The organism is Pseudoalteromonas rhizosphaerae (assembly GCF_902498845.1).
Lineage (GTDB): Bacteria > Pseudomonadota > Gammaproteobacteria > Enterobacterales > Alteromonadaceae > Pseudoalteromonas > Pseudoalteromonas rhizosphaerae.
The window spans coordinates 58,556-82,627 of sequence record NZ_CABVLM010000003.1; the positions used below are offsets into that span (position 1 = coordinate 58,556).

Consider the following 24,072-nt stretch of genomic DNA (forward strand, 5'->3'; position numbering starts at 1 on the left):
GTGGTATGATAGCGCGCCTTTTGGCTAGGGACCTTGGTCGCAAAGGCCCTACACTATTTAATTATTGGAGACATCATGTCTAACGAAACTTATACATTTAATGCAGAATTACGCACAGCTACGGGTACAGGTGCGAGCCGCCGCCTACGTCGTGAAGATAAAATCCCTGCGATACTTTACGGTGCTGACAAAGAAGCTGCATCACTTACTTTTGAACACAAAGATATTATCAAAGCACAAGAAAGTGAAGGTTTTTACACTCACATCCTTACTCTTGATATCGCTGGTGAAAAAGTTGAAGCTATCCTTAAAGATATCCAACGTCACCCGTTCAAGCCTAAAATCACTCACCTTGATTTCCAACGTGTAGATGCTACTCACAAACTTAACACTAAAGTACCAGTTCACTTCATCGGTGAAGAAGCGGTAACTAAAGCGGGTAACACTGTAGTTCACCAATTAACAGAAATCGAAATCACGTGTCTTCCTAAGTCACTTCCTGAATTCGTAGAAGTTGACGTAGCTGGCCTAGTTGCTGGTGACTCAATACACATCTCTGACGTTAAACTTCCAGCAGGTGTTTCATCTGTTGATTTAGCGAAAGGTGCTGATCACGACCAGTCTATCGTAACTATCAAAGCTAACAAAGCTGCGCCAGTTGAAGACGAAGCTGCAGAATAAATTTTAAGGTTTGCACCTTGAATTCTATTCAAATGCTTGTGGGCCTGGCTAATCCAGGCCCCGAATACGCAAACACACGCCACAATGCAGGTGCTTGGTTCATCGAGCAACTCGCTGCACGCTACAACTGTACGCTAAAACACGATCCTAAGTATCACGGCCTTACCGGCAAAGTGATCATCCAAGGTCAAGAATTCAAATTACTGATCCCTACTACTTATATGAATTTAAGTGGTAAAGCTGTCGGTAGTTTAGCCAACTTTTTCAAAATTCCTGTTGAGAGCATTCTAGTTGCCCATGACGAAATGGATTTAGAACCCGGTGTTGCCAAATTAAAAAAAGGTGGCGGACACGGTGGCCATAATGGTTTAAAAGACATTATTGCAAAGATGGCAAATCAAAAAGATTTCATGCGTTTGCGCGTTGGCATAGGTCATCCAGGACACCGTGAAATGGTGACCGGATGGGTGCTTGGAAAAGCAGCCAAAGAAGACCAAGAGAAAATGGATGCCGCAGTAGATGAAGCAGTTCGTTGTATGGAAATACTTGCAAAAGACGGTGTGTTAAAAGCACAAAACAGACTACATTCGTTTAAGCCATAATTGGTTAAGCGGATCTAAACAAGGTATCTTAACTATGGGTTTCAAATGTGGCATCGTCGGTTTGCCTAATGTTGGTAAATCAACACTTTTCAATGCATTAACCAAAGCGGGTATTGAAGCCGCTAACTTTCCTTTTTGTACCATCGAGCCAAATACGGGCGTGGTACCGGTGCCAGATCCTCGTCTAGACGAACTTGCAAAGATTGTAAAACCGCAACGTATTCTTACAACGAGTATGGAATTTGTGGATATTGCGGGTCTTGTAAAAGGCGCATCGAAAGGGGAAGGTCTTGGTAACCAGTTTTTAGCTAACATTCGTGAAACCGATGCAATTGGCCACGTAGTGCGCTGCTTTGAAGATGACAACATCATTCACGTTGCAGGTACCATTGATCCTGCTGATGATATTGATGTGATCAACACCGAGTTAGTACTTGCTGATATGGATAGCGCTGAAAAAGCCCTTTTCCGTAACGCGAAAAAAGCCAAAGGTGGCGATAAAGACGCAAAAGAACAAAATGCCGTACTTGAAAAAGTAAAAGTACACCTTGATGAAGGCTTAACTTTACGTTCTTTAGCATTAACTAAAGAAGAAAAAGCGGCTATTAGCTCTGTTAACTTCTTAACAATCAAACCAACTATGTACATTGCTAACGTAGCTGAAGATGGTTTTGAAAATAACCCATATCTTGACCGTGTACGTGAAATTGCTGCTGCTGAAGATGCTGTTGTTGTGCCTGTATGTGCCGCGATTGAATCTGAGCTTTCGGAACTAGATGAAGAAGATAAACTTGAGTTTATGGCCGATCTTGGTCTGGATGAGCCAGGTTTGAATCTAGTGATCCGTGGTGGTTATGAGTTACTTCATTTACAAACCTACTTTACTGCAGGTGTAAAAGAAGTACGTGCATGGACAATCCCAGTAGGTGCAACTGCGCCACAAGCTGCAGGTAAAATCCACACTGACTTTGAGCGTGGCTTTATCCGTGCACAGACCATCGCTTTTGATGACTACATCGCCTATAAAGGTGAAAGTGGTGCAAAAGAAGCAGGTAAGATGCGCCAAGAAGGCAAAGAATACATAGTTAAAGATGGCGATGTAATGAACTTCTTGTTCAATGTTTAACACCATCCCAGTGTGACCTATCACCTTTAGTGATTTTTAAAGGCTCGTTTTTACGAGCCTTTTTTATTTTTGCACTATCATTAAATATCAGCTGTTGTGAATAAGTCACAATAAAGCAGTTAAAAAAACACCATTTTTATTAAAATTTAGCCTGTTAGCCTATTTTTCCCGCAAACAAACCAAGATACGTGTTTTTTTGCAAAAAAGGTGTTGACGGATTTGGGTCATATCAGCATAATACGCCCCGCACTCAGCGATGAAGTGCTAACAAAAAAGATGGCTAAGTAGCTCAGCTGGTTAGAGCACATCACTCATAATGATGGGGTCACAGGTTCAAATCCCGTCTTAGCCACCATTATTTTTTGTTGCTCAATGAAGAGTTTAAAATAACTACCTAGTGTTTTATTACACAAAGTATGCAGGAGTGATGGAATTGGCAGTTGTCTTGAATTAGACGCTGGGTTAAGGTTCCAAAACGTTGTTACCTGTATATACGATGCGGGAGTGGCGGAATTGGTAGACGCGCTGGATTTAGGTTCCAGTATCTTAGGATGTGAGAGTTCAAGTCTCTCCTTCCGCACCATATTCTTGATAAGAATTAAAATTATCAATTGTTATTGTTGGGATATCGCCAAGCGGTAAGGCACCAGGTTTTGATCCTGGCATTCCCAGGTTCAAATCCTGGTATCCCAGCCAACAATGGCTAAGTAGCTCAGCTGGTTAGAGCACATCACTCATAATGATGGGGTCACAGGTTCAAATCCCGTCTTAGCCACCATTTCTTTTTTAGAAGTGGCTCTGCAAGAGTTAAATTGCAACTCAATGAAGAGTTTAAAATAACTACCATTTCTTTGATTAATTCAAAGTGATAATGCGGGAGTGGCGGAATTGGTAGACGCGCTGGATTTAGGTTCCAGTATCTTAGGATGTGAGAGTTCAAGTCTCTCCTTCCGCACCATGTTCTTGATAAGAACTAAAACTATCAATTGATTCTTTGTTGGGATATCGCCAAGCGGTAAGGCACCAGGTTTTGATCCTGGCATTCCCAGGTTCAAATCCTGGTATCCCAGCCAACTTCTTCTACCAAAGAGTGTTGTTAAAGAATAACTCTAGCTACGAGTATAAACAGCAAAAACGTATATAATTATACAGACTATGCGGGAGTGGCGGAATTGACAGTTGTCTTTAATTAGACGCTGGATTTAGGTTCCAATACATTAATACTGTATATGCACGATGCGGGAGTGGCGGAATTGGTAGACGCGCTGGATTTAGGTTCCAGTATCTTAGGATGTGAGAGTTCAAGTCTCTCCTTCCGCACCATGTTCTTGATAAGAATTAAAACTATCAACTGTTTCTTTGTTGGGATATCGCCAAGCGGTAAGGCACCAGGTTTTGATCCTGGCATTCCCAGGTTCAAATCCTGGTATCCCAGCCAACATTCTTCTACCAAAGAATGTTGTTAAAGAATAACTCTAGCTACGAGTATAAACAGCAAAAACGTATATAATTATACAGACTATGCGGGAGTGGCGGAATTGACAGTTGTCTTTAATTAGACGCTGGATTTAGGTTCCAATACATTAATACTGTATATGATCGATGCGGGAGTGGCGGAATTGGTAGACGCGCTGGATTTAGGTTCCAGTATCTTAGGATGTGAGAGTTCAAGTCTCTCCTTCCGCACCATGTTCTTACCTAGAACTAAAACTAATAAAATTTAAAGTTGGGATATCGCCAAGCGGTAAGGCACCAGGTTTTGATCCTGGCATTCCCAGGTTCAAATCCTGGTATCCCAGCCAATTTTATAAATACCCTTCTCTATCTTTTATCTTTTATCTTTTATCTTTTATCTTTTATCTTTTATCTTTTATCTTTTATCTTTTATCTTTTATCTTTTATCTTTTATCTTTTATCAAAAAATTATATGAGTGAGCTTTCGCCCACCCTAGCCATTCTATTAACACCAATTACATTAAATTAGTTAGCTATTTAATACCAATCTACATAAATATTTAACCATTCTAGCGAGCTAAATAAAGCGCTAACTGCGTTATAATTTTTTCAAGTAGAACAACTACATGTCAAAATTTACGCCTTGTTATCACTGTATTTATCTGTCGCTATAAATGGTCAGTAACTTAACACGATTGGTATAATTCGCTATGATAATCATATTTTTAATAAAATGAGAATTCTTAACTGATTTCACCGCTAATCGCATATTTTAATACCCAATGCTTTACCGGTCCGGTTTTATTTGCCATTTTCAAAAACTGACTGCGTGCCCACTGCAATGGAGTTAGTTGATTAGAAAAACCAAAATAACAAGCGTCCATCATACTCATCATTAACAAATTTGCTTTGCGTCTAGTTTGCTCATATTGTTTAAGATATTGTGCAGCACCTATATCGTCTGCATTTTTTAATATATCAGCAAGCGCTACGACATCTTGAAAACCTAAGTTAACCCCTTGCCCAGCGAGCGGATTAATCGTATGCGCTGCATCACCAACCAGCACGATACGGCCATCTGAATAGCTGTTGGCATGTTGGCGGGCTAACGGAAAAACAGCATGCTCTATGATATCAAAATCCCCAGCTAAGGGCGGGAAATGTGCAAGCAGTTGCTGTTTTAATTCGCTTGCTGAGAGTTGCTGCCATTGCTTTAACTGCTTTGCATCGTGGTAACAAATTAAATTGGCGTATGGCGCCTGCATAGGTAAAAAAGCTACCGGACCTGTGGGCTTAAACTGCTGCCATGTTTTTACTTGTTGCGCAGCGTCTAGTTTTATTAATACTCCCATACAATGCTGACCATATTGCCAACCCGTAACACCAATACCTGCCTGTTGACGTAATAACGATTGCCCACCATCTGCAGCAACAACTAAATCAGCTGTATATTGCTGCTCACCATAATGCAATGTCACTTGCTGTTCGCTTTGCTCAATTGCGGACAATGATTGAGGTGTTTCAATCACTTCGATATTGTGCTGTGCAAACTGTTGCCAGATACTCGCTTGAATTAAATTATTTTCAATTAAGTGGCCTAAATGAGTGGTATTAATATCGTGACAATCAAACAAAAGGTTATCGCCCGTTCGTTCAAACGCTTCGAGCTGTTGATATGGGGCATGTCGATGCACTCGTAAAATAGGCATAGCGCCTAAGTCATCTAATAAGTTTTCTGAAAAACGATTGATAGCAGATACACGAATATCAACTTTTTCACTTGCCAATACAGCATCAGCATCAATTATCTGCTGCTCAATCACTGTTACTTGGCATCCTTGTTTAGCGAGTTTAACTGCTGTGGCTGCACCAACCATGCCGCCGCCAACAACAACAACCTTGTTTTTCATCATTTTTAGTCACTAATTTGGTTATTTTCAGTGCGCTTGATTGTATCGTACTTCTGTTTACAAGTGCGAGTGAGTTTCATCTTAATCAACCATAAAACGCACTTTGTTTGACTTCAATTCACAAACATAAAAACTATACTTGGATCTAGACGGGTATCCAGCTAAAATACGCGTCCTTTAAGTAAGCGAAAGTGCCGCTTATCCTGTTTAGCGCACAACCGTGCCACTACCGAATTGAAAACGAGGCTATATTTCAATGAGTAAAAAGCTGCATATTAAAACCTGGGGTTGTCAGATGAATGAATACGACTCTCAGAAAATGGCTGATCTTCTCGATGCAACCAACGGCTACCAGTTAACTGATGAAGCTGGGGATGCAGATGTTATCCTACTCAATACCTGTTCAATTCGCGAAAAAGCGCAGGAAAAAGTATTCCATCAACTAGGCCGTTGGAAATTACTCAAAGATGACAAACCCGATCTGATCATCGGTGTTGGTGGCTGTGTTGCGTCACAAGAGGGCGATTCAATTCGCCAACGCGCACCATTTGTTGACGTTATTTTTGGCCCTCAAACATTGCACCGTTTACCTGAAATGATCAAACAAGTGCAAGGTAACAAAGGCAGCTCTGTGGTTGATATTTCATTCCCAGAGATTGAAAAGTTTGACCGTTTACCAGAGCCAAAAGCAGACGGTCCTTCTGCATTTGTATCTATTATGGAAGGGTGCTCTAAATACTGTACCTTCTGCGTAGTACCTTACACGCGCGGTGAAGAAGTCAGCCGCCCGCTTGATGATGTATTATTAGAAATTGCTCAACTTGCAGAGCAAAATGTTCGTGAAGTAAACCTACTAGGTCAAAACGTAAATGCTTATCGCGGCGAAACTCACGATGGTGAAATTTGTTACTTCTCAGATTTAATTCGTTATGTTGCAGCTATCGACGGGATTGACCGTATTCGCTACACCACGTCGCACCCGGTAGAGTTTACACCAGACATCATTGACGCTTATGCCGACGTACCTGAATTAGTCGATCACTTACATTTACCAGTACAAAGCGGTTCGGATCGTATTCTTAATTTAATGAAACGTGGTCACACTGCTATTGAGTACAAATCAACGATTCGTAAATTACGTAAAATTCGCCCTAATTTAAGTATGTCGTCAGATTTTATCATTGGTTTCCCAGGTGAAAGCGCCGCTGACTTTGAAGCGACGATGAACCTTATCAATGATATTGGTTTCGATATGAGCTTTAGCTTTATCTACAGCGCACGCCCGGGTACGCCAGCGGCTGATTTGCCTGATGATGTCAGCGAGCAAGAAAAGAAAGAGCGTTTATACCTACTACAAAACCGTATTACTCAAATGGCGCAACAGATCAGTCGTCAAATGTTTGATACTGAACAACGCATCCTAGTTGAAGGTCCATCCAAGAAAAATCCGATGGAGCTACGTGGCCGTACTGAAAACAACCGCGTAGTAAACTTTATTGGCCCACACACAGTGATCGGTCAGTTTGTTGATGTACGTATAACTGAGGCACTGCCAAACTCTTTACGCGGTGACTTAATTCGTACAGAATCCCAAATGAACTTACGCCGTGCGGTTGCTCCTGCTGATATTTTAAGTAAAGCAGCACAACCAGAGCCGCAAGCCACCCCTGATGAATTAGGTGTTGCAACTTTCGTTCCTTAGGCGAAACTTACTGTGCCAGCCTCGCTGGCACATCAAAACAGGAAGCAATTTTGAGTAATCAATTAAAAAAATTAGAGATTTATTTAGAACCCTCCGACAACAAACGTCTTTCATCTTTATGTGGCCCGTTTGACGAAAACATCAAACACATTGAACGCCGCTTAGGTGTTGAAATTACTCATCGCGATAACTATTTTAAAATCACCGGTAAAACCACCAGCGCGTTTGCAGCGATGGAAATCCTCAAAGACTTATATGTCGAAACTCAGCCAGTACGCGGTGTTATTACTGAAATTGAAGCAAATACCGTACATTTAGCCATTAGTGAGTCAAATGCATTAGAGCAAGATGAGCTAAACGAATATGGCAAAGAGGTGATGATCAAAACTCGTCGTGGCGTAATAAAACCACGTAACGACAATCAAGGTCATTATGTATCGAATATATTTCGTCACGATATCACCTTTGGTATCGGGCCTGCTGGCACAGGTAAAACCTACTTAGCTGTCGCCGCAGCAGTTGATGCTTTAGAGCGTCAAGAAATACGGCGTATTTTATTGACCCGCCCTGCTGTTGAAGCCGGTGAAAAACTGGGGTTTTTACCAGGTGATTTAAGTCAGAAAATCGACCCATACCTGCGCCCATTGTACGATGCCTTATTTGAAATGCTCGGCTTTGAAAAAGTCGAAAAGCTGATGGAACAAAATGTCATTGAAGTCGCTCCACTTGCCTTTATGCGTGGTCGCACACTTAACGATGCCTTTATTATTTTAGATGAAAGCCAAAATACCACGGTTGAACAAATGAAAATGTTCTTAACCCGAATTGGTTTTAATTCAAAAGCAGTGATCACCGGCGACATTACCCAAGTAGATTTACCCCGTGGTGCGCGCTCAGGGCTTCGTCACGCCATTGAAGTACTTAGCGATGTAGACGAAATAAGCTTTAACTTCTTCCAATCACAGGACGTGGTGCGCCACCCTGTCGTGGCACGTATTGTTGAAGCCTACGAACGTAACGATGAAGCAGAACGACTCAAACGCGCCGAAAAACAACGTGCTAAAGACTTGCTCGCAAACCAAGAGCAAGCGCAACCTTCGACTAAAGAGTGATGCCGTGAACACTGAACTTGATTTACAAATAGCCTGCGAGTTTGATAACTTGCCTAGTCTTGAGCAATTTGCGCTGTGGGCTAATAAAGTGCTTAGTCAATACCGTGACGAATCAGAGCTGAGTATTGTTATTGCTGATGAAGAGCAAAGCCAACAACTCAATAATGACTACCGTGGTAAAGATAAACCAACCAATGTGTTGTCGTTTGAATTTGAAGCGCCAGCAGGTATAGAGCTACCTTTGGTGGGTGATTTAGTTATTTGCCCAGCCATAGTGTTAGCTGAATCAATAGAGCAAGAAAAGTCATTTCATGACCACTTTGCCCATATGGTGATCCACGGATGCTTGCATTTACTTGGATTTGACCATATAAAGGATGAAGATGCGACAGAAATGGAAAGCATTGAAAAGCAATTGCTTGCCGAATTAGGCATAGCAGACCCATATCGGGACGATATTTAAATTTACGGAGCAAGTAGACGCAATGAGCGACGATAACTCGCAGACTAGCCAGGGTTCTTCTGGCAAGACCTGGTTGGGTAGAATTACCCAAATGTTGCAAGGGGAACCCCAGAATAGAGAAGAGCTGGCTGAAGTAATTGCCGATGCGCAAGTTCGGGATGTCATTGATCCTGAAACCAAAGAGATGATCGAAGGTGTGCTCGGTGTGTCAGAGTTAAAAGTGCGAGATATTATGATCCCGCGCTCACAAATGATCACGCTCGAAGTGGAAGCGCCACTAGAAGAACTCATTCCAATGATGGTCGATTCAACGCATTCACGTTTTCCAGTGGTGTGTGAAGATAAAGACCACATTGAAGGCATTTTACTAGCAAAAGATCTATTACCACTGATCCTCAATAAAGATGATCTACTGCCATCATTACGTGATTATTTACGCCCAGCCGTTGTTGTGCCTGAAAGTAAGCGTGTTGATACGCTACTTAATGAGTTTCGCCAACAGCGTTACCATATGGCGTTAGTAATTGATGAATACGGCGGTGTATCTGGTTTAGTAACCATAGAAGATATTCTTGAGCTCATCGTCGGTGAAATTGAAGATGAACACGACGAAGAAGAGCAACTAGATATTCGTCAACTTGCAAAGCATGTGTTTGTTGTTCAAGCACTTACTCCTGTTGATGATTTTAACGAATATTTTAAAACTGGCTACAGCACGCAAGACGCTGATACCATCGGTGGTACTGTTTTACACGCCTTTGGGCATATGCCTGGCCGTGGTGAAATAATTGATATAGATGGCTTACAATTTAAAGTAACCAATGCCGATAATCGTCGATTATTGCAATTACAGGTTACAGTGCCAAAGGCTGATGATAACGACAGTGAAGACACTTCTGACTAACTGCCTGCATTTAGCAAAAGATAAAAAAGCATGGCTCGCACTGGTTGCGGGCCTCTTTTTAACCTTGTGTTATGCCCCTTTTGAGATTTGGCCCCTCACGTTCGCCTGTTTAGCATTAGCGATATACAGTACCCACACACATAATTCTGGGCAGCAATATGGCAAACTAGCCAGTAAACGCGCCGCCAAATATGGTTTTATATTTGGCCTCGGTTGGTTTGGCGCAGGTATCAGTTGGGTGCATGTCTCCATTGCCACCTTCGGCGGTATGCCACTGGTAGCCTCAGTGTTACTGATGGTGCTGTTATGTGCTTATTTAGCTATCTACCCGGCTTTAGCCTTTATGTTTGCCACACGCTTTGCCAGCGGCCCTAGTAGCTACGGTTTATTATTACTCTCAGGCTTTGCTGTCACCGAATACTTACGCGGTGTGGTACTCACCGGCTTCCCTTGGCTAAGCTTTGGTTATACTCAAACCGATAGCCCACTTAATCTACTCGCTCCAGTAATTGGTGAGTTTGGCTTAACCCTTGTATGTATCGCGATTGGTTTTGCGCTCTATCGCCTGCTGTTTATTAGAGACTTTAAAGCCACAACAGCCACTGTAATTAGCATCGCTTTACTATTCGCTATTACTCACTATACGCGCAATAACAGTTACAGTGATAAAACGATTAGCGCCTTACTGGTACAAGGTAATATCAAACAGCATCTGCGCTTTGACCCGAGTGAATTTTGGACCACAATGAGTAAGTACCAAGATATGACTCGACCGCATTGGGATGCCGACTTAATCGTTTGGCCAGAAGCTGCAGTGCCTGAAATAGAAGCACTTGCAGATAGCTATTTAGCAGGCTTAGATAGCGCAGCCTCATTTAACAATACCGCACTCATTACGGGTATTGTTGACTATCAGCGCGACACTAAAGCAATCTTCAACACATTAATTGTACTTGGTAATAAAGAGCAGGGTGACGAACATGGTCATTATCAATACTTAGGTAAAAACCGTTACCAAAAACACCAATTACTTCCCATTGGTGAATTTGTGCCATTTGAAGATATATTGCGCCCTATCGCCCCTTTATTTGATTTACCTATGTCATCATTTTCTCGCGGCGACCAAGTTCAAAATAACTTACGTGCTAATGGCTTAAATATATTACCGGCTATTTGCTACGAAATCGCTTTTGCTGATTTAGTGCGTGGTAATTACCACAATGATTCGGATATTTTATTTACTGTAAGTAATGATGCCTGGTTTGGTGCCTCCCACGGCCCCCACCAGCACATGCAAATAGCCCGTATGCGCGCCCTTGAATTACAACGCCCGCTTATTCGTGTGACCAACAATGGCATCAGCGGCGTATACGACCCAATCAGTCAAATTCAAGTCAGCATGCCACAATTTGAAGCCGACACCCTTAAAGTCAATATCAAGCTAATCCAAGGCGACAGCATCTATAGTCAATACGGTAACTTGCCTGTGTGGTTATTTATTTTTAGCATTACAATCGCAGCATTAATCGTAAAATTTAAATATAAAGATAATCATCGTTAAATATATTCACTAAAATTAATCACATAATTGATATATTTCATCTACATCAATTGTCGTAAATATAATAACAAGGAAGTCGTATGTTATGGATTAACACCCTATGCAAACAATCAATTACACAGCACATGGCCAGAGTCAGGCATTTTATTCTGTTCGTATTGATGGTTACTATCCCCTCCTTGGGTTTAGCCGCTCAATATGAAGTCAGTTCCAAGGATGAGTTACAAGCTCAATATCAGTTATTACTAGAGTTAAAAGCTGAAAATGCTGTTTCAGAGAATGTGTTTACTGAAAAATCTACTTTTTTACATCAACAAGCACAAACGAACTTTCATTTTGACTTAGACAGTGGAACATACACCTCCGACATACCGATTGGTAATGCCCATCAAATTAGCAAACAACCTTCACCAATATCTGACACCGAGCAGCGTATTGATAGTTTCACCACCGCGCTATATGCTATTTCAGCTTTGTTATTATTGGCCTTAATTGGCAAAATCATGTCGTATTTCCCACCATTACTCAACGAACTTTTGATTTACGGCGCGTCCATCATTTCGCTCATTTTTTTCCACTACGAATATTGGCTACTGGTTGCAGGATTCTCTTTAGGCAGCATTGTTAGCTATTCGGTGCTAAGTCGCATTAGTGACGATAAAGAAGAAGCTAAATGGGTAGGTTGGCCATTAGCTATTACATTCGCAGCGCTGGCCTTAATATTTGATAACAGCATCTTTGGGTTTTGCAGTGTATTAGCCTTGTTATCAACTTTTGGTTTTATGATATTAGTTGCTCCAGGTAGAGTAACCGTCGGCAGCCAAGATGAACGCGTTGCACAATCTGTTTATTTAACTGCGCTTAGTTTTACGTTAACTCTATTAGCTTGGTTAGTATTTTATACCGATTGGTTCGCGCCTTTACTCGAACTAAGGCAGCCTCTACAATCTTTTGAACTTGGTATGCTCACGTTACTGCCACTTGCTTATTTTTCGGGGATCTCCCAACTTAGCTTTTTCTTATTAAAAGAAAAACCTTGGCTACGCTTTAGCGCTGAGCTTATCGGTTTAATTAGTGAAATAGCAGTGGTCACAATTGCGCTGTTATATAAACTTGATACCATGTTTTGGATAGGCGCATTATTTTTGATGTGGAACTTTCTGGACAAGTTTTATCGTCTGATTTATAGACATGTTAGCTATGTTTCAGCGTGTACACTATTCGCGCTGTTTTTTGCCGGTATTAGCGCACTCATAAAATCAAATATCGATGTTATTATGCCTTATTTAGAGTTTTTAGGACTGTGAACCTCCCTAAATGCCCTATTTTTCATAAGTAGGGCATGCTCTGTATATTAATCCTTTCTATAAAACTTACTTAGAGTCTAACTATCTATTTAACAATCGCTTTAACTGTCTCTTCATTTATTAGCTGATTTATACTGCCTTTAATAACCACAGTTGCTGATATTTTATCTTGAATGGCTTGGCGGTTCGGATCCCAATAAACTTGTAAAAAACCTAGTAACCCAGTTGCAAACCCTGCGCCGTAGCCACCGTATCGGCCAAACGCATCCCATAAACTTAAATCTTCGCCACTAAGTGCGACAACTCGGATATTGCATACTTTTTTACCCGGTGTTTGGCCACGCCAAAGCAGCGAAAATAATGTAAAATATACAGCAGCCCAACCAAAGCCAAGACCTAAATCTTGAATGATTCCTTTGCCCCACTGTAAAATACTATTCACAGGTGCAGCTTTAACAGGTGCGTCTTCAGGTGCAGAAGTCTGCTCATCAGCTTCAACCATTACTTTCAATAATAATCGGGCAACCTGATCGTTATCAGATTCATCTATTTCAGCCAATTGTGGCACTTGAGTAACTAAATTAGCAAGCGCATTGCTTTGACAAGCCTGATCGCAATTTTGACTTGGTGCTGTTTGCATTAAATAAGTATTTATCTGTTGTTTTTCCTCTGCATTTAATGGTGTTTCGCGTTTAATTCTTATCCCTTGAATCGCAGTATCATCCTCAAAAAAATCGATTGCGATTGCAAGCACTGAGAGTGAACTTATAAATAATATACTGGCAGCAGTTATTTTTAATACTCTTCGCCAAACAGTCGACATTGTTGGTAAGTATTTTTGCGCTGTGCCTTTATAAAAAGCCATTGCAGCTACAAATGCGATTACAGCAGCACTGATCTTAGCCGCGAGAAAAATTAGCGCTACATCGATTACCATCGCGAGCGCGCGGCGAGTCGGTGAAGCAAGTGGCAGTCCCAATAATGCTTGATCTATTTTAAATGCATAGGGCGTAATAACTTCCTTAGTTTCAGCAGCTGTTAATGCTAATTGTTCTATTTGTTTCGCTTTCATTTACGCCTTTGTCCTTAAAATTAAATAGGTATCTTTATTTAGATTGTTATTGAGAGCAGCCTATAGCTCAAACCATCAAAGCTAGATTATCTATAAATGGTTTATTTTCTTCATTTATCACACGAATTATTTCTTTGTGTAAACGTTTTTTGTGCTCAGCAAAAATGGCGCGCTTTTTATCAAATGTAGCGGCAAACGCCATTGCGTCCGCTAATAGGCTATCTTGGTCTGTTGAGGCTTTTTCTATAACGTGATCAATTGCAAGTTCTGCTCCAGAGACGCGACGCCCTGTCAGTTTCATTTCGTTAAAGCGATAGTAAGGGATCGCTTTTTTCACAAAAGCAATCATGCCGGGTAAAAATGGGATCGATAAATCCACTTCAGGGAAGCAAAAAAAGCCGCGATCGCCGCGCATAAATCTAAAGTCACACGCGCACGCTAAAATTGCACCGTTACCAAAAGCATGACCATTAATGGCAGCGATCACTGGCATAGGAAAAAGCAGTAAGGTTTTAAATACATCGTCCATATCGTACATAAAACCACGTATTTCATCGGCCTTTTTTGCTTGCATAGCAGGTAACAACCAATCAGTATCAATGCCTAAACTCCAACACTTATCATCATTTGAGGTGATCACTAGCGCTTTGTGGTTTTGGTTTTCAACAACCTCTGCTAACGCTTGTTTTAGTTGATGTGCAAAATGTGGATTTTGGCGGTTTTCGCCGTTTGTTAAGGTTAAAACCGCAACTGTATTGTGGGTGGCTAACGTCATCATTGTCATCAGGAGGCCTTTCATTGTAGAGAGTCACGGTGCGCACTTTGTATTATTTTTTTACAACGTGATAAATAAGTTAAATATATAATGCCATGCTTAGCGCTTAAATAACTAGAATAACTGTTTAAAAAATAAGTATTACTATTAATCTTGTGTTCTTTGTTATGAATAATCTAAAATTATACCAATCGTGTTAAGTTACTGACCATTTATAGCGACAGATAAATGGAGTGATAGCAAGGCATAAATTTTGACATGTAGTTGTTCTACATGAAAAATTTATAACGCAGTTAGCGCTTTATTTAGCTCGCTAGAATGGTTAAATATTTAAGTCGATTGGTATTATACAAGTAACGATCCATAACAATGGTTACAACATACTTTGGCTATTTGCTAGGGCTATCAAAGGAGAATGTATGAGTAATGTAGCTATTGTTATCGGTGCAACTGGCTTAGTGGGCAGTCACTTAGTTGAAGAATTAATTATGGCAACTCATATCAGTAAAGTTATCACCCTAACGCGTCGTCCTATTAGTTATAACAGTGACAAAGTCGTTAATCATGCAGTGGACTTTAACCATTTAGCTCAACACGCTGCGCTTTTTAAAGCGGATATATTATTTTCATGTTTAGGCACCACCAAAAAAGCAGCTGGCTCTATTGCCGCTCAGCGTAAGGTTGATTTTTATTATCAGTTAAAAGTCGCTGAACTTGCTGCAAAACACGAAGTACACCATTACTTGCTAGTATCCTCCAGTGGTGCAAATGCCAATAGTGGTAACGCATATTTACAAATGAAAGGTGAACTTGAAAATACTGTCAAAGAACTGCCATTTAAGCGTATTAGTATTATTCAGCCATCGTTATTACTTGGCGAGCGTAATAACGAATTTCGTATTGGTGAAAAGCTTGGCAGTGTATTGTTACCAATTTTATGTATGCTACCTGGTTTAAGAAAGTATCGCCCTATCACGGGCAAACAAGTCGCCATAAAAATGTGCGCGCTTAGTACTAAACCGAGTGTGGGAGTTGAGTATTTTAAATTAGATGAGCTGTTTTATACATAAAGTACATTGTCGCATGTGATAATTTCAAGCTAAGTTAGCGTTTATATGAAAAACATGGATGTCACTGTTATCTCTCAAACCACTAAAGTAAAAACCAAGCTTTACAAATATTTACAAACCAATGATTAACAATATTTACATCTGTAATTATTAAATATATATTTAGTATCCGTAAAACTACCCCTAAAAATTATATACATGGTGTTTATTTTGAAATTACTAACAAATTTGTTTTTCTTATTTTCAGTGCTTGCTTTAAGTGGCTGCGCCCATCAGATAAGCCTAAACCCTGATACAGAGAATCTTAAAGTTACAGAGCGTAAGTCTACATCAGTTGTAGGATATTACATCTCTGAAGATAATATTAAAAAACAAGTGAAAACACCCGGTGGTGGCGGTGATAAGGTGAGCTACAAACCTTATAAAGATACAGAAGCAGCTTTATATACGGTACTATCAAATAAATTTGATAACGTCTATCGTCTTGAATCATTGACTGATAGTGAGTTTTTAAAAAACAAAAATATAAAATATATATTTGTTCCAACCGTAACAACAAATTCTAGTTCTGATAGTGTATTCACATGGCCTCCAACAGAGTTTACATTCACATTAAATTGCAAAACACTCGATAGCGAAGGGAATGTTGCATGGAAAAGTGAAGTTAATGGTGTTGGCAAAGCTGAATTTGATGAATTTAAAAATGACTTTTCCTTATCAGCAAAGCGCGCAACTGAAGAAGCATTTAATGAGCTAGTTGCAGAACTAGACAAATCAAATTTATAAGGGAATAACAATGAAATATAAAAGTTTATTAACTCTAATTACAGTGCTTGCTTTGAGCGCATGTACAATTCAAGTTCCCCCGTATCGCGCAGATATTAGTAATGTATCAAAATTAAAAGAGATTCCAAACGAATCTGTATCTGTATCTGTAGGTAAAATTAAATCAGAAAAAAACCTAAATAAAATATCACTTCGAGGCTCTCCTCTGGTTTCATCTGTTGGCGATAGTTATGGCGAGTATATCGAAAATGCCTTACTGCAAGAACTGAAGCTAGCCAAATTATGGTCAGGTGTTGCCAAAAAGCAGGTTTCAGGCAGTCTAGTTGATCACGATATTGATGTAACAGGTTTCTCAGAAGGTGATGCATTTATAAAAGTCAATTTTGTTGTTTCAGAAGGTAATGTTAATTTATTTGAAAAAACAATATCAGCGGAGCATACTTTCGACTCATCTTTTATGGGTGCAATTGCAATCCCGAATGGACAACAGAGCTATGTAGAATTGGTGCAAAAGCTGCTTAAAAATTTATATTCTGATAAAGATTTTATAGAGGCAATAAAATAGAATATCTCTTATTTTATACGTTTTAAGACAAGTTATTCTATCACTGTGATTGAATTAATAGCTTCTACACAAAAAGCCAGCGAATGCTGGCTTTTTGATTAACGCCTATTTAATTATTTACCAAACTCTGTTGGAGCTGGCGGCACAATCAAGGTTTTTTTCGGGTTTGCCTTAAGCTCTTTTAACAGCTCTTGTACGGCACGCTCAACCGACGGATCTTGCCCTGCTTGAATAAGCTCTGGACGGTCAATCACTTCGATATCTGGGCTTACGCCTTCATTTTCGATGATCCAGTTACCGTCATTGTCGAGTATTCTAAAGGTGGCAGCAATAACTGAACCACCATCCACAAGCCCTGGGTTACCAGAGATACCTATTAACCCACCCCAAGTGCGAGTGCCAATTAGTTTACCCAAACCTGCTTGGCGGAAGTAATACGGTAGTGCGTCACCACCTGAACTGGAGTAGCCGTTGATCAGCATGGCTTTTGGTCCATCATGGGCAAACTGTGGTGTTTTAGTTGGCTCAACGCCACGGCGCTTCCAGTAGTTAAGCGGTTTACGTGCCAGCCAAGTGATCATATGCTCTGGGATAAAACCACCGCCATTGTAGCGATCATCTATGATCATTGCTTCTTTGCTAGTTTGCGGTAAAAAGTTTTTAAATAACGAACGATTACCTTCGTAATGTGTGTTTGGCAAATGTACATAACCAATACGACCGTCGGATAGTTTATTTACATATTCAGCACGGCTATGCGTCCATTGTAAATAACGTAAGCCGGTTTCACTTGCGATTGGTTTAACTGTTACCTTCCAACTTTTTTTCAGGCTCGGGGATTTACTAAGCAATAACTCAACCGATTTACCTTGGGTGTTTTCAAGTAATTCATAAAAGTTAACCACATCTTTTACTGAACGACCATTTACCTCAACAATATAATCACCAACGCTTGCGTTAACGCCCGGCTCGTTGAGTGGTGAGCGGAAGTTCTCGTGCCAGTTTTCGCCTTTAAAGATATTTTCGATTTTTACAAAACCGGATTTATGCGCGCTAATTTCTACGCCTAATAAACCATGCTGTAAACGTGTTGCAGTTGGCATATCGCCAGAGTTGACATAAATATGCCCGGAGTTAATCTCGCCGGCAATTTCGCTTAGCACATAGTCAAGGTCGGCGCGATGTGCGATTGCATCAGCCATTGGTTGGTAGCGTTTTAAAATAGCATCCCAATCTTGGCCGTGGTGATTTTCATCGTAGAACCAATCACGTAATGTCCGCCAGCCTTCACGATACATTTGCGCCCACTCTGTTTGCGGGTCAATTTTTAGTATCATATTTTGCAAGTCTAACTGGGTGGCTTTTAAATCTTGCTCAGCGGCTGGCTTAATTACACTGTAATTATCACCTGAGCGAGCAATGATATGCTGCGCATTCGCTGATATTTTATAGCTATTAACCCCCTTCGCTACGGTGGCAATTTCGCCATCGACGGCAATAGGTATTAATTTTAGCTCACCCGCAGAGAGTGTTAATACGCCATCTTTTACAGCAGTTAAAGCACTGTAATTTCCGGCCGGAGCATTTAGAGCGACAACGCGGTCCATAAAACCATCACTTTCAATATAAGTGCTTAGCGGTTTAGCTGACTTGTCATCGTCTTTATTCGCTTTCGAGTCAACAATACTTATTTCATCAGTCAGTGGCGCATTCAGCGGTTTAATTTTGCTATTGACAGCAACAGCATAAATTCGCGTGGCATTATTAAACATGTAGTCAAATTCATAACTACTAAAAGTTAAGTTAAAGTCGCGCTCTGAAGTAAAATACAATTGCTGACCATCAGGAGAAAACGCAGGATTTCGTTCACTGCTCATATCGTCGGTCAGACGTGTAACTTGTTTGTCTGTTAAATTGTAATGCCATAATGAGGCATAACGATTTTCGTTATTTTTAACAAATACAACATCTTCACTATTAGGTGACCAAATATACGTAGTTAAGCCATCTTCTTCATACTTGGCGGTATCAATTTTATGCTGCTTGCCGGTTTTTATATCAAGCCACCATAAGGTGTGATTTAGATCTGCAAACAATAGCTTTTTGTTGTCCGGAGACCAAACAGGGTCAAAACGCCAAATAGTGCCATTAGTTGTCAGTTGTTTAACCTTGTTGTTATTAGCTCGGTCTTGGATATAAATTTCGTACTCACCACTTTCATCACTCATATACGCAATATATCGGCCATTTGGTGACCACGAAGCGGCAATTTCACGCCCTTTAGGCGTATGGCTTAAATTGCGTGTTGGGCCATTTTTAACGGGTACTGAGAACAGCTCTCCGCGGGCACTAAAAACCACACGCTTACCATCATGGGATACATCCATCGAATCAATAAAGCCAGCCACATTTTTGCTATAAGGCATGGTATATTCACGATTTCCCTGTACGTTAATAGTCAGCTTTTCTTCACGCTGCGTTGCATCGTCAAAACGGTATAAATAACCACCATTCTCATACACTATGGCATCTGGGCCTGCCGATGGCCAAAGCACATCAAAATCCGTGTGATTGGTCACTTTTACTGGTGCTTTACCGTCTTGATGCTTATATAAGTTTAAAGTGTATGCTCTGTCTGAGACATAATAAATATTATCATGCACCCAAGTAGGCTGCTGATCTGTGGCTTTATCGGTAGTTAACTGCGTAGACTTGTTGTGCTCTAAATCATAGATCCATACATCTTGTGCGCGGCCCCCTCGCGTGCGCTTCCAGGTACGAAACTCGCGATCAATTGGTGTATATACGTATTGCTTACCATCAGGCGATAACATGCCGCCACCCGTTTCAGGTATGGCCAATGGCTGCTCTAAGCCACCATCGGCAGGCACCATGTAAGGACGTCCCACACGCTTACCATAAGGTGTACGGTTTGCTCGAAACACTATATGTTTACCATCAGGCGTCCAATCAAGGACACGATAATCATAGCCACCACGAGGCGGCATCACACCAACATCGTTATAGTAAGTCAGCTGTTTTAGATCACTGCCATCGCGATTCATTACATATATTTGGCGGCTACCATTGTACTGTGCTGAAAAAGCGATTCTTTTCCCATCTGGAGAAAACTTAGGGAATGTTTCAAAACCAATGTGATCTGTTAAGCGCGTGCTTTTACCCGTTTTGATATTTGCTATATAAATATCACCGGCATAAACAAAAGTAACCGACTCTTTATGAATATCAGGAAAACGTAATAATCGCGTATCTTGAGTATCATAAGCCGCGGCTATGGGTGAGAATGTAGGCGCAACCGCAATCGCTATTGCGGTTAAAAAAGTACGTAATTTCAACTTAACCATCCTTATGTTGTTATTTTATATCATCATAACAACATAAGGATGGATTGCAGCTTTGTTCGGCGAATAACTGTAACAGAGTGTAAATAACCTGAACAATATTTATAATCAGTGTCTTAGTAATTCTCTTAATCTGAGGTCAGGTTAAATAATACTCATGAGTAATAGTTATAGTCCTCCGACTTTAGGTAGCTGCCTTTTATCAATCACTTTAAAAGTAGTTAAATCAACAAGCATTGAAAACACTTCAGCATTGTCTATAAACAACATAAACAAATTGCCTTGCTCATTAACAGCATGCTCAAGAATGCGGTCGTAGCCTGTGAGAACCTCGCTATAACCACTGCCATCAATTTTACTTAACGCAAAAGTGCTTTTATCTTCGTTGCTTAAAAGGCCGTCGTTATTTGTGTCGTTTTTAATAACATGATAGGCAATACCCGCCGCTTTTGACTGCGAATCAAATTCAGATAAATACAATGGAGAAATATCAGTAATCAACTGATCTGTCGTATCAAAAAGCCAATTTGCATAGTTTGTTTTACCATTGATAAACATCACATTTTTTGAGCGTGTTGGCTTGTATTTCGAAGAGAACATTGCAAGGACCTCCGATTCAGCTTGAATGCTTGCTTCAACCGTTAACTTTTCAGACTCTAGCTCTATATAATAAAAGTCCGTTTCTCCTACTCTTCGCGGGTAGCCCAAACGCCACTTTTCTTCTTCGTTTTTGTCATCGGCTAAATTTAATGCCGGTGGCTCAACGTCGTTATCATTAAATACTGTTGTAACAAGTTGGACTGAAATTAACGCAGTAGCAATTAAAACCCCGACTAATAAAATAATTCCATTTAAGTTCCATACCCATTTAAAAAATTTATCTGAATTCATGCTTTCCCTACTTTAAAAAAAGTGATCAATTTATCTGAACATACGTATTATTGAGCTTATCTATAACACAAAGCTTTGCGATAAAAAATGAAAACAAACCCTACAACTAGTTTGCTCTTACTATCAGGTTCCGGCGATTTAACTCTGCACTGGCAAATAGTTAATGACTCAGTAATGGGCGGTTTATCGACCAGCCAAGCTTATGAGAAGGATAATAGCTTAATTTTTACAGGCAACGTTTCTCTTGAAAATAATGGAGGCTTTGCTTCAATACGCACAACAATAAACACTAATAAAGAAAACGCCAATCTCATATCTTTACGGTTCAAAGGAGATGGTAAAACGTATCAACTTCGCTTAAGAACGAGTCAGTACCTAGACGGACCAGCGTATACAACCTCATTTGAAACGATAAAAGATCAATGGCAAGTCGTTACATTCTCACCAACTGACTTTAGTCTCACTTACCGTGGTAAAACCTTAGAGCAGCAACCAGAGTTAACGTTTAAAGATGTACAACAATTGGGCCTTATGATCGCCAAAAAGCAGCAAGGTAATTTTAAACTTGAATTAGCGCATATTAACTTTGAGCTTAAATAGCGTAAATTAAGCTGCTATATTGGAAATATTAAAATTATTTTTTAAAATCATATTCTTCGTTACCTCGCTTTTTAAGCTCTGTGATAACCATTTCTATCATCTGTTTCTTTATTTCTGCGTGGTTGGACTTTAGCTCATTAAGTTGCTGAACTAATATATCAATTTGCTCTTGCGGTTGAGAATCTCGGTATTTTTTCGCACCAGTATGCTCGGGATCTATTTTTAAATTTTGCGCTTCGGTGTTTTTTTCCAGCTGTATAAAGTTGCTATTGTGGCTTTCAAGCTTGAGATTTCGCTGAATTGGATCTTGTTTTAATTTATTAATTTGTTCTTGTAGCACGATGATCTTTTGAGCGAAATCTTCATACACTTTTTGTAAATTGTTATACTGTTCAGCAAAATTCACATCATCTTCGCTATACTCTTGCGCTTTAGCATCTAAAAACTCAGACAAAATATATTCAGGCTGTTCTGTTTGCGCTGCTTGTTCTTCAAGTCGTTTTTCGTATTTACTTTGAAACCCACGAGCTTCAGGAATAGTAATAACAGGTAAGATCTTCATATTTCATCCTTAAAATTATCCTGGTAATAATATCGGCACAAAATAATAAGACTTTAGCTTTCTTTTGCAAAAAAATTACCCTTTGTTATTACCCAAAGGCTAGGAAGCTACTAATGGTTAAACGGCCTGTTGATGGATTACTAGATAGTCCTAAATCAGGATTAATATTACCAGAATGCAAGGCATTACTTGGATATACAATAAGCCTATTCGGTTTCGCCTCTAGTGAGGCTATTTGCTCAAACAATGTTGTATCACTGGAAATATAACTAGGACGTTCGTGGAGCCTTTGAGCAATGGCTTGCTGTTTGATCATTGCACGATACGGTGCGAGTCGCTGCTGTGTTATACGTTCAAAGCCAGATGCTTTATGCCGATACAAGGACGTTCCACCATATGCTTTTGCACATAAAAAATGCACAGCAGCAAGCTGGTTAACACTAGGAGTATCAAAGTGAGGCAACATTTGAATGGGCCTTAATTTTGTTACCGGTGTTGTGGCAATTGAAAACGCAGAAAAAACCACTTTCATGTCATTGCTATCAATAAAATTGAACGACGATTTTAAGATAGGGAGTAACTCTTTAAGTTGCTCACTATAGTTAGCCGGTGATGGTTTGCGAACCCCTGGGTATAAATCTCCATTAGATGCAGTAAATGCCGAGCTATGATTAACGTTTTCACAAGCACAGGCGATGAGTTCATTATAGTTTAAACTTAAATCATCAATCACTAAAACAGGTATGCGCTCATTACCAACAACTAAGCGTGTAACTTTCATTGCCGGGTTTAAAAAAGTAGCACTAGTCATGTACACTAACAAACTGCTGATTTTTACGTTCAATAAGTGGATACAGTTGACCCAATGAATTGATCATCGTGTAGATTGGTTTAAGCTGTTGTGCTTTATGTAAACGCCCTATTTGTTCAGGAGCTAGTGCCGCTACTTTCTCTTCACTTACCGTATATAGACCGTTTAAACGTGAACTTTGCTTATTGCAAAAGGTAACGTCAAGGGAAAGAGGCTGCACTAAATTAAGTGCTAACAATGTGTCGATCAGTGCTTTATTTTCTATTTCGCCTTGCAATAAATACCCTAAGCATTGTTTCATTTTAACAAAATAATCACTATCTTCACCGCTGTCAGTAAATAATACCTGGATGTCATTGACGTTATTTTGCGCTGAGTCGCGAACTATCGATGGGCTGTCTAAGTTTATACAAACCGCATAATCTCCCGCTACTTCAGTTTGTATATCACCGACAAAAAATGGCTGCCTTTGTAACTGTAATGGTATGTAAACTCCTTGCCATTGACCGTCTTTCGAAAATAAATTTTCATGTTGCTCAAAACCTAATAATACCGTTAAGGTAAATTCGCCTGTTTCACCACTCTTAGCAAGTACGATCGGATGTTGCACAGATACTTGGCTAAATTCAGCAACCACAACGGGAAGCATATTTTGCGTGGCACTGTGTTCTTGAGTTTTCGCGGTATCAATTTTTAAATGTTTGTGAGCACTGTAATTAATTGCAACTAAATTAGTCATATTGTTCTCTTTATTC

Annotated in this window: 21 protein-coding genes and 10 tRNA genes; 23 read left to right on the forward strand and 8 right to left on the reverse strand. The window is 40.1% G+C overall.

The genetic code is table 11. From position 1 onward, the window contains the following. Positions 1-75: 75 nt before the first annotated feature. From PSR9079_RS05540 to PSR9079_RS05600, 13 genes are all read left to right on the forward strand, one after another. Complete coding sequence (locus PSR9079_RS05540; RefSeq protein WP_145240633.1) at positions 76-681, forward strand: 50S ribosomal protein L25/general stress protein Ctc; 606 nt, start codon at positions 76-78, stop codon at positions 679-681. Positions 682-698: 17 nt separating this feature from the next. Further along, entirely contained in the window at positions 699-1,283 is a 585-nt protein-coding gene (gene pth / locus PSR9079_RS05545; RefSeq protein WP_145240631.1) for an aminoacyl-tRNA hydrolase, read from the forward strand. A gap of 34 nt (positions 1,284-1,317) precedes the next feature. Then, positions 1,318-2,409 (forward strand): redox-regulated ATPase YchF, encoded by a 1,092-nt coding sequence (ychF, locus tag PSR9079_RS05550; protein WP_145240629.1) that lies wholly within the window; start codon positions 1,318-1,320, stop codon positions 2,407-2,409. 278 nt (positions 2,410-2,687) lie between these two features. Then, a tRNA-Met gene (locus tag PSR9079_RS05555) sits at positions 2,688-2,764 on the forward strand. A 143-nt stretch (positions 2,765-2,907) separates the two neighbouring features. Beyond that, a tRNA-Leu gene (locus PSR9079_RS05560) sits at positions 2,908-2,992 on the forward strand. Positions 2,993-3,030: 38 nt separating this feature from the next. After that, positions 3,031-3,105 (forward strand) — tRNA-Gln (locus PSR9079_RS05565). A 5-nt stretch (positions 3,106-3,110) separates the two neighbouring features. Then, positions 3,111-3,187: transfer RNA gene (locus PSR9079_RS05570), tRNA-Met, on the forward strand. A 95-nt stretch (positions 3,188-3,282) separates the two neighbouring features. Beyond that, positions 3,283-3,367, forward strand: a tRNA-Leu gene (locus PSR9079_RS05575). Between the two features lie 40 nt (positions 3,368-3,407). Next, positions 3,408-3,482 (forward strand) — tRNA-Gln (locus PSR9079_RS05580). 165 nt (positions 3,483-3,647) lie between these two features. After that, positions 3,648-3,732: transfer RNA gene (locus tag PSR9079_RS05585), tRNA-Leu, on the forward strand. A 40-nt stretch (positions 3,733-3,772) separates the two neighbouring features. Continuing rightward, positions 3,773-3,847, forward strand: a tRNA-Gln gene (locus PSR9079_RS05590). Positions 3,848-4,013: 166 nt separating this feature from the next. Then, a tRNA-Leu gene (locus tag PSR9079_RS05595) sits at positions 4,014-4,098 on the forward strand. A 38-nt stretch (positions 4,099-4,136) separates the two neighbouring features. Further along, positions 4,137-4,211: transfer RNA gene (locus PSR9079_RS05600), tRNA-Gln, on the forward strand. A gap of 396 nt (positions 4,212-4,607) precedes the next feature. Here PSR9079_RS05600 and PSR9079_RS05605 read toward each other — a convergent pair. Beyond that, positions 4,608-5,777 carry an FAD-dependent oxidoreductase gene (locus tag PSR9079_RS05605; RefSeq protein WP_149980716.1) on the reverse strand — a complete coding sequence of 390 codons (1,170 nt, stop codon included), beginning with the start codon at positions 5,775-5,777 and terminating at the stop codon, positions 4,608-4,610. A gap of 253 nt (positions 5,778-6,030) precedes the next feature. On the opposite strand from PSR9079_RS05605, the gene miaB reads away from it, so the two are divergent. From miaB to PSR9079_RS05635, 6 genes are all read left to right on the forward strand, one after another. Then, the gene (miaB, locus tag PSR9079_RS05610) at positions 6,031-7,476 is read left to right on the forward strand and encodes a tRNA (N6-isopentenyl adenosine(37)-C2)-methylthiotransferase MiaB (RefSeq protein ID WP_145240625.1); all 1,446 of its coding nucleotides are present in this window, start codon (positions 6,031-6,033) and stop codon (positions 7,474-7,476) included. Positions 7,477-7,526: 50 nt separating this feature from the next. Then, entirely contained in the window at positions 7,527-8,588 is a 1,062-nt protein-coding gene (locus PSR9079_RS05615) for a PhoH family protein (protein WP_145240623.1), read from the forward strand. Positions 8,589-8,592: 4 nt separating this feature from the next. Beyond that, the gene (gene ybeY / locus PSR9079_RS05620) at positions 8,593-9,051 is read left to right on the forward strand and encodes an rRNA maturation RNase YbeY (RefSeq protein ID WP_145240621.1); all 459 of its coding nucleotides are present in this window, start codon (positions 8,593-8,595) and stop codon (positions 9,049-9,051) included. Between the two features lie 22 nt (positions 9,052-9,073). Further along, complete coding sequence (gene corC, locus PSR9079_RS05625) at positions 9,074-9,955, forward strand: CNNM family magnesium/cobalt transport protein CorC (RefSeq protein WP_149980717.1); 882 nt, start codon at positions 9,074-9,076, stop codon at positions 9,953-9,955. After that, complete coding sequence (gene lnt, locus PSR9079_RS05630) at positions 9,936-11,516, forward strand: apolipoprotein N-acyltransferase (RefSeq protein WP_149980718.1); 1,581 nt, start codon at positions 9,936-9,938, stop codon at positions 11,514-11,516. The genes corC and lnt overlap by 20 nt, the downstream gene beginning before the upstream one ends. Before the next feature lie 80 nt (positions 11,517-11,596). Then, positions 11,597-12,823: a hypothetical protein gene (locus tag PSR9079_RS05635; RefSeq protein ID WP_149980719.1), complete on the forward strand. Its 1,227-nt coding sequence runs from the start codon at positions 11,597-11,599 to the stop codon at positions 12,821-12,823. Positions 12,824-12,908: 85 nt separating this feature from the next. On the opposite strand, the gene PSR9079_RS05640 is transcribed toward PSR9079_RS05635, so the two are convergent. Beyond that, complete coding sequence (locus tag PSR9079_RS05640) at positions 12,909-13,895, reverse strand: RDD family protein (protein WP_149980720.1); 987 nt, start codon at positions 13,893-13,895, stop codon at positions 12,909-12,911. A 67-nt stretch (positions 13,896-13,962) separates the two neighbouring features. Then, positions 13,963-14,679: an enoyl-CoA hydratase/isomerase family protein gene (locus tag PSR9079_RS05645; protein WP_246175492.1), complete on the reverse strand. Its 717-nt coding sequence runs from the start codon at positions 14,677-14,679 to the stop codon at positions 13,963-13,965. A 410-nt stretch (positions 14,680-15,089) separates the two neighbouring features. Between PSR9079_RS05645 and PSR9079_RS05650 the strand changes: the two genes are divergently transcribed. The 3 genes from PSR9079_RS05650 (at position 15,090) to PSR9079_RS05660 (ending at position 17,091) form a co-directional block, all read left to right on the forward strand. Further along, positions 15,090-15,740, forward strand: a complete 651-nt coding sequence (locus PSR9079_RS05650) for an NAD-dependent epimerase/dehydratase family protein (protein ID WP_149980721.1) — start codon at positions 15,090-15,092, stop codon at positions 15,738-15,740. 201 nt (positions 15,741-15,941) lie between these two features. Further along, entirely contained in the window at positions 15,942-16,526 is a 585-nt protein-coding gene (locus PSR9079_RS05655) for a hypothetical protein (protein ID WP_246175501.1), read from the forward strand. A 10-nt stretch (positions 16,527-16,536) separates the two neighbouring features. Continuing rightward, positions 16,537-17,091, forward strand: coding sequence for a hypothetical protein (locus PSR9079_RS05660; RefSeq protein WP_149980723.1), 555 nt, complete (start codon positions 16,537-16,539; stop codon positions 17,089-17,091). 113 nt (positions 17,092-17,204) lie between these two features. On the opposite strand, the gene PSR9079_RS05665 is transcribed toward PSR9079_RS05660, so the two are convergent. After that, a complete protein-coding gene (locus PSR9079_RS05665; protein ID WP_425468840.1) occupies positions 17,205-20,447 on the reverse strand; it encodes a S41 family peptidase in 3,243 nt (1,080 codons plus the stop codon). A gap of 174 nt (positions 20,448-20,621) precedes the next feature. Further along, positions 20,622-21,344 (reverse strand): hypothetical protein, encoded by a 723-nt coding sequence (locus tag PSR9079_RS05670; protein ID WP_149980725.1) that lies wholly within the window; start codon positions 21,342-21,344, stop codon positions 20,622-20,624. A gap of 87 nt (positions 21,345-21,431) precedes the next feature. On the opposite strand from PSR9079_RS05670, the gene PSR9079_RS05675 reads away from it, so the two are divergent. After that, on the forward strand, positions 21,432-21,944 hold the full coding sequence (locus tag PSR9079_RS05675) for a CIA30 family protein (RefSeq protein WP_149980726.1): 513 nt from the start codon (positions 21,432-21,434) through the stop codon (positions 21,942-21,944). 34 nt (positions 21,945-21,978) lie between these two features. Here the strand turns inward: PSR9079_RS05675 and PSR9079_RS05680 are convergent, their stop codons facing one another. From PSR9079_RS05680 to PSR9079_RS05690, 3 genes are all read right to left on the reverse strand, one after another. Beyond that, positions 21,979-22,506 (reverse strand): hypothetical protein, encoded by a 528-nt coding sequence (locus PSR9079_RS05680; RefSeq protein ID WP_149980727.1) that lies wholly within the window; start codon positions 22,504-22,506, stop codon positions 21,979-21,981. Between the two features lie 88 nt (positions 22,507-22,594). Beyond that, on the reverse strand, positions 22,595-23,317 hold the full coding sequence (locus PSR9079_RS05685; protein WP_246175493.1) for a DUF6445 family protein: 723 nt from the start codon (positions 23,315-23,317) through the stop codon (positions 22,595-22,597). After that, the gene (locus PSR9079_RS05690; RefSeq protein ID WP_149980728.1) at positions 23,310-24,056 is read right to left on the reverse strand and encodes a SapC family protein; all 747 of its coding nucleotides are present in this window, start codon (positions 24,054-24,056) and stop codon (positions 23,310-23,312) included. The genes PSR9079_RS05685 and PSR9079_RS05690 overlap by 8 nt, the downstream gene beginning before the upstream one ends. Between the last annotated feature and the right edge of the window lie 16 nt (positions 24,057-24,072).

What these genes read in the sequence shown, in the direction of transcription:
- PSR9079_RS05540 (WP_145240633.1), top strand. Translation starts at nt 76, where the DNA reads ATGTCTAACGAAACTTATACATTTAATGCAGAATTACGCACAGCTACG.
- ychF (WP_145240629.1), top strand. Translation starts at nt 1,318, where the DNA reads ATGGGTTTCAAATGTGGCATCGTCGGTTTGCCTAATGTTGGTAAATCA.
- PSR9079_RS05605 (WP_149980716.1), bottom strand. Translation starts at nt 5,777, where the DNA reads ATGATGAAAAACAAGGTTGTTGTTGTTGGCGGCGGCATGGTTGGTGCA.
- miaB (WP_145240625.1), top strand. Translation starts at nt 6,031, where the DNA reads ATGAGTAAAAAGCTGCATATTAAAACCTGGGGTTGTCAGATGAATGAA.
- corC (WP_149980717.1), top strand. Translation starts at nt 9,074, where the DNA reads ATGAGCGACGATAACTCGCAGACTAGCCAGGGTTCTTCTGGCAAGACC.
- PSR9079_RS05635 (WP_149980719.1), top strand. Translation starts at nt 11,597, where the DNA reads ATGTTATGGATTAACACCCTATGCAAACAATCAATTACACAGCACATG.
- PSR9079_RS05640 (WP_149980720.1), bottom strand. Translation starts at nt 13,895, where the DNA reads ATGAAAGCGAAACAAATAGAACAATTAGCATTAACAGCTGCTGAAACT.
- PSR9079_RS05645 (WP_246175492.1), bottom strand. Translation starts at nt 14,679, where the DNA reads ATGACAATGATGACGTTAGCCACCCACAATACAGTTGCGGTTTTAACC.
- PSR9079_RS05650 (WP_149980721.1), top strand. Translation starts at nt 15,090, where the DNA reads ATGAGTAATGTAGCTATTGTTATCGGTGCAACTGGCTTAGTGGGCAGT.
- PSR9079_RS05660 (WP_149980723.1), top strand. Translation starts at nt 16,537, where the DNA reads ATGAAATATAAAAGTTTATTAACTCTAATTACAGTGCTTGCTTTGAGC.
- PSR9079_RS05670 (WP_149980725.1), bottom strand. Translation starts at nt 21,344, where the DNA reads ATGAATTCAGATAAATTTTTTAAATGGGTATGGAACTTAAATGGAATT.
- PSR9079_RS05675 (WP_149980726.1), top strand. Translation starts at nt 21,432, where the DNA reads ATGAAAACAAACCCTACAACTAGTTTGCTCTTACTATCAGGTTCCGGC.
- PSR9079_RS05680 (WP_149980727.1), bottom strand. Translation starts at nt 22,506, where the DNA reads ATGAAGATCTTACCTGTTATTACTATTCCTGAAGCTCGTGGGTTTCAA.
- PSR9079_RS05685 (WP_246175493.1), bottom strand. Translation starts at nt 23,317, where the DNA reads ATGACTAGTGCTACTTTTTTAAACCCGGCAATGAAAGTTACACGCTTA.
- PSR9079_RS05690 (WP_149980728.1), bottom strand. Translation starts at nt 24,056, where the DNA reads ATGACTAATTTAGTTGCAATTAATTACAGTGCTCACAAACATTTAAAA.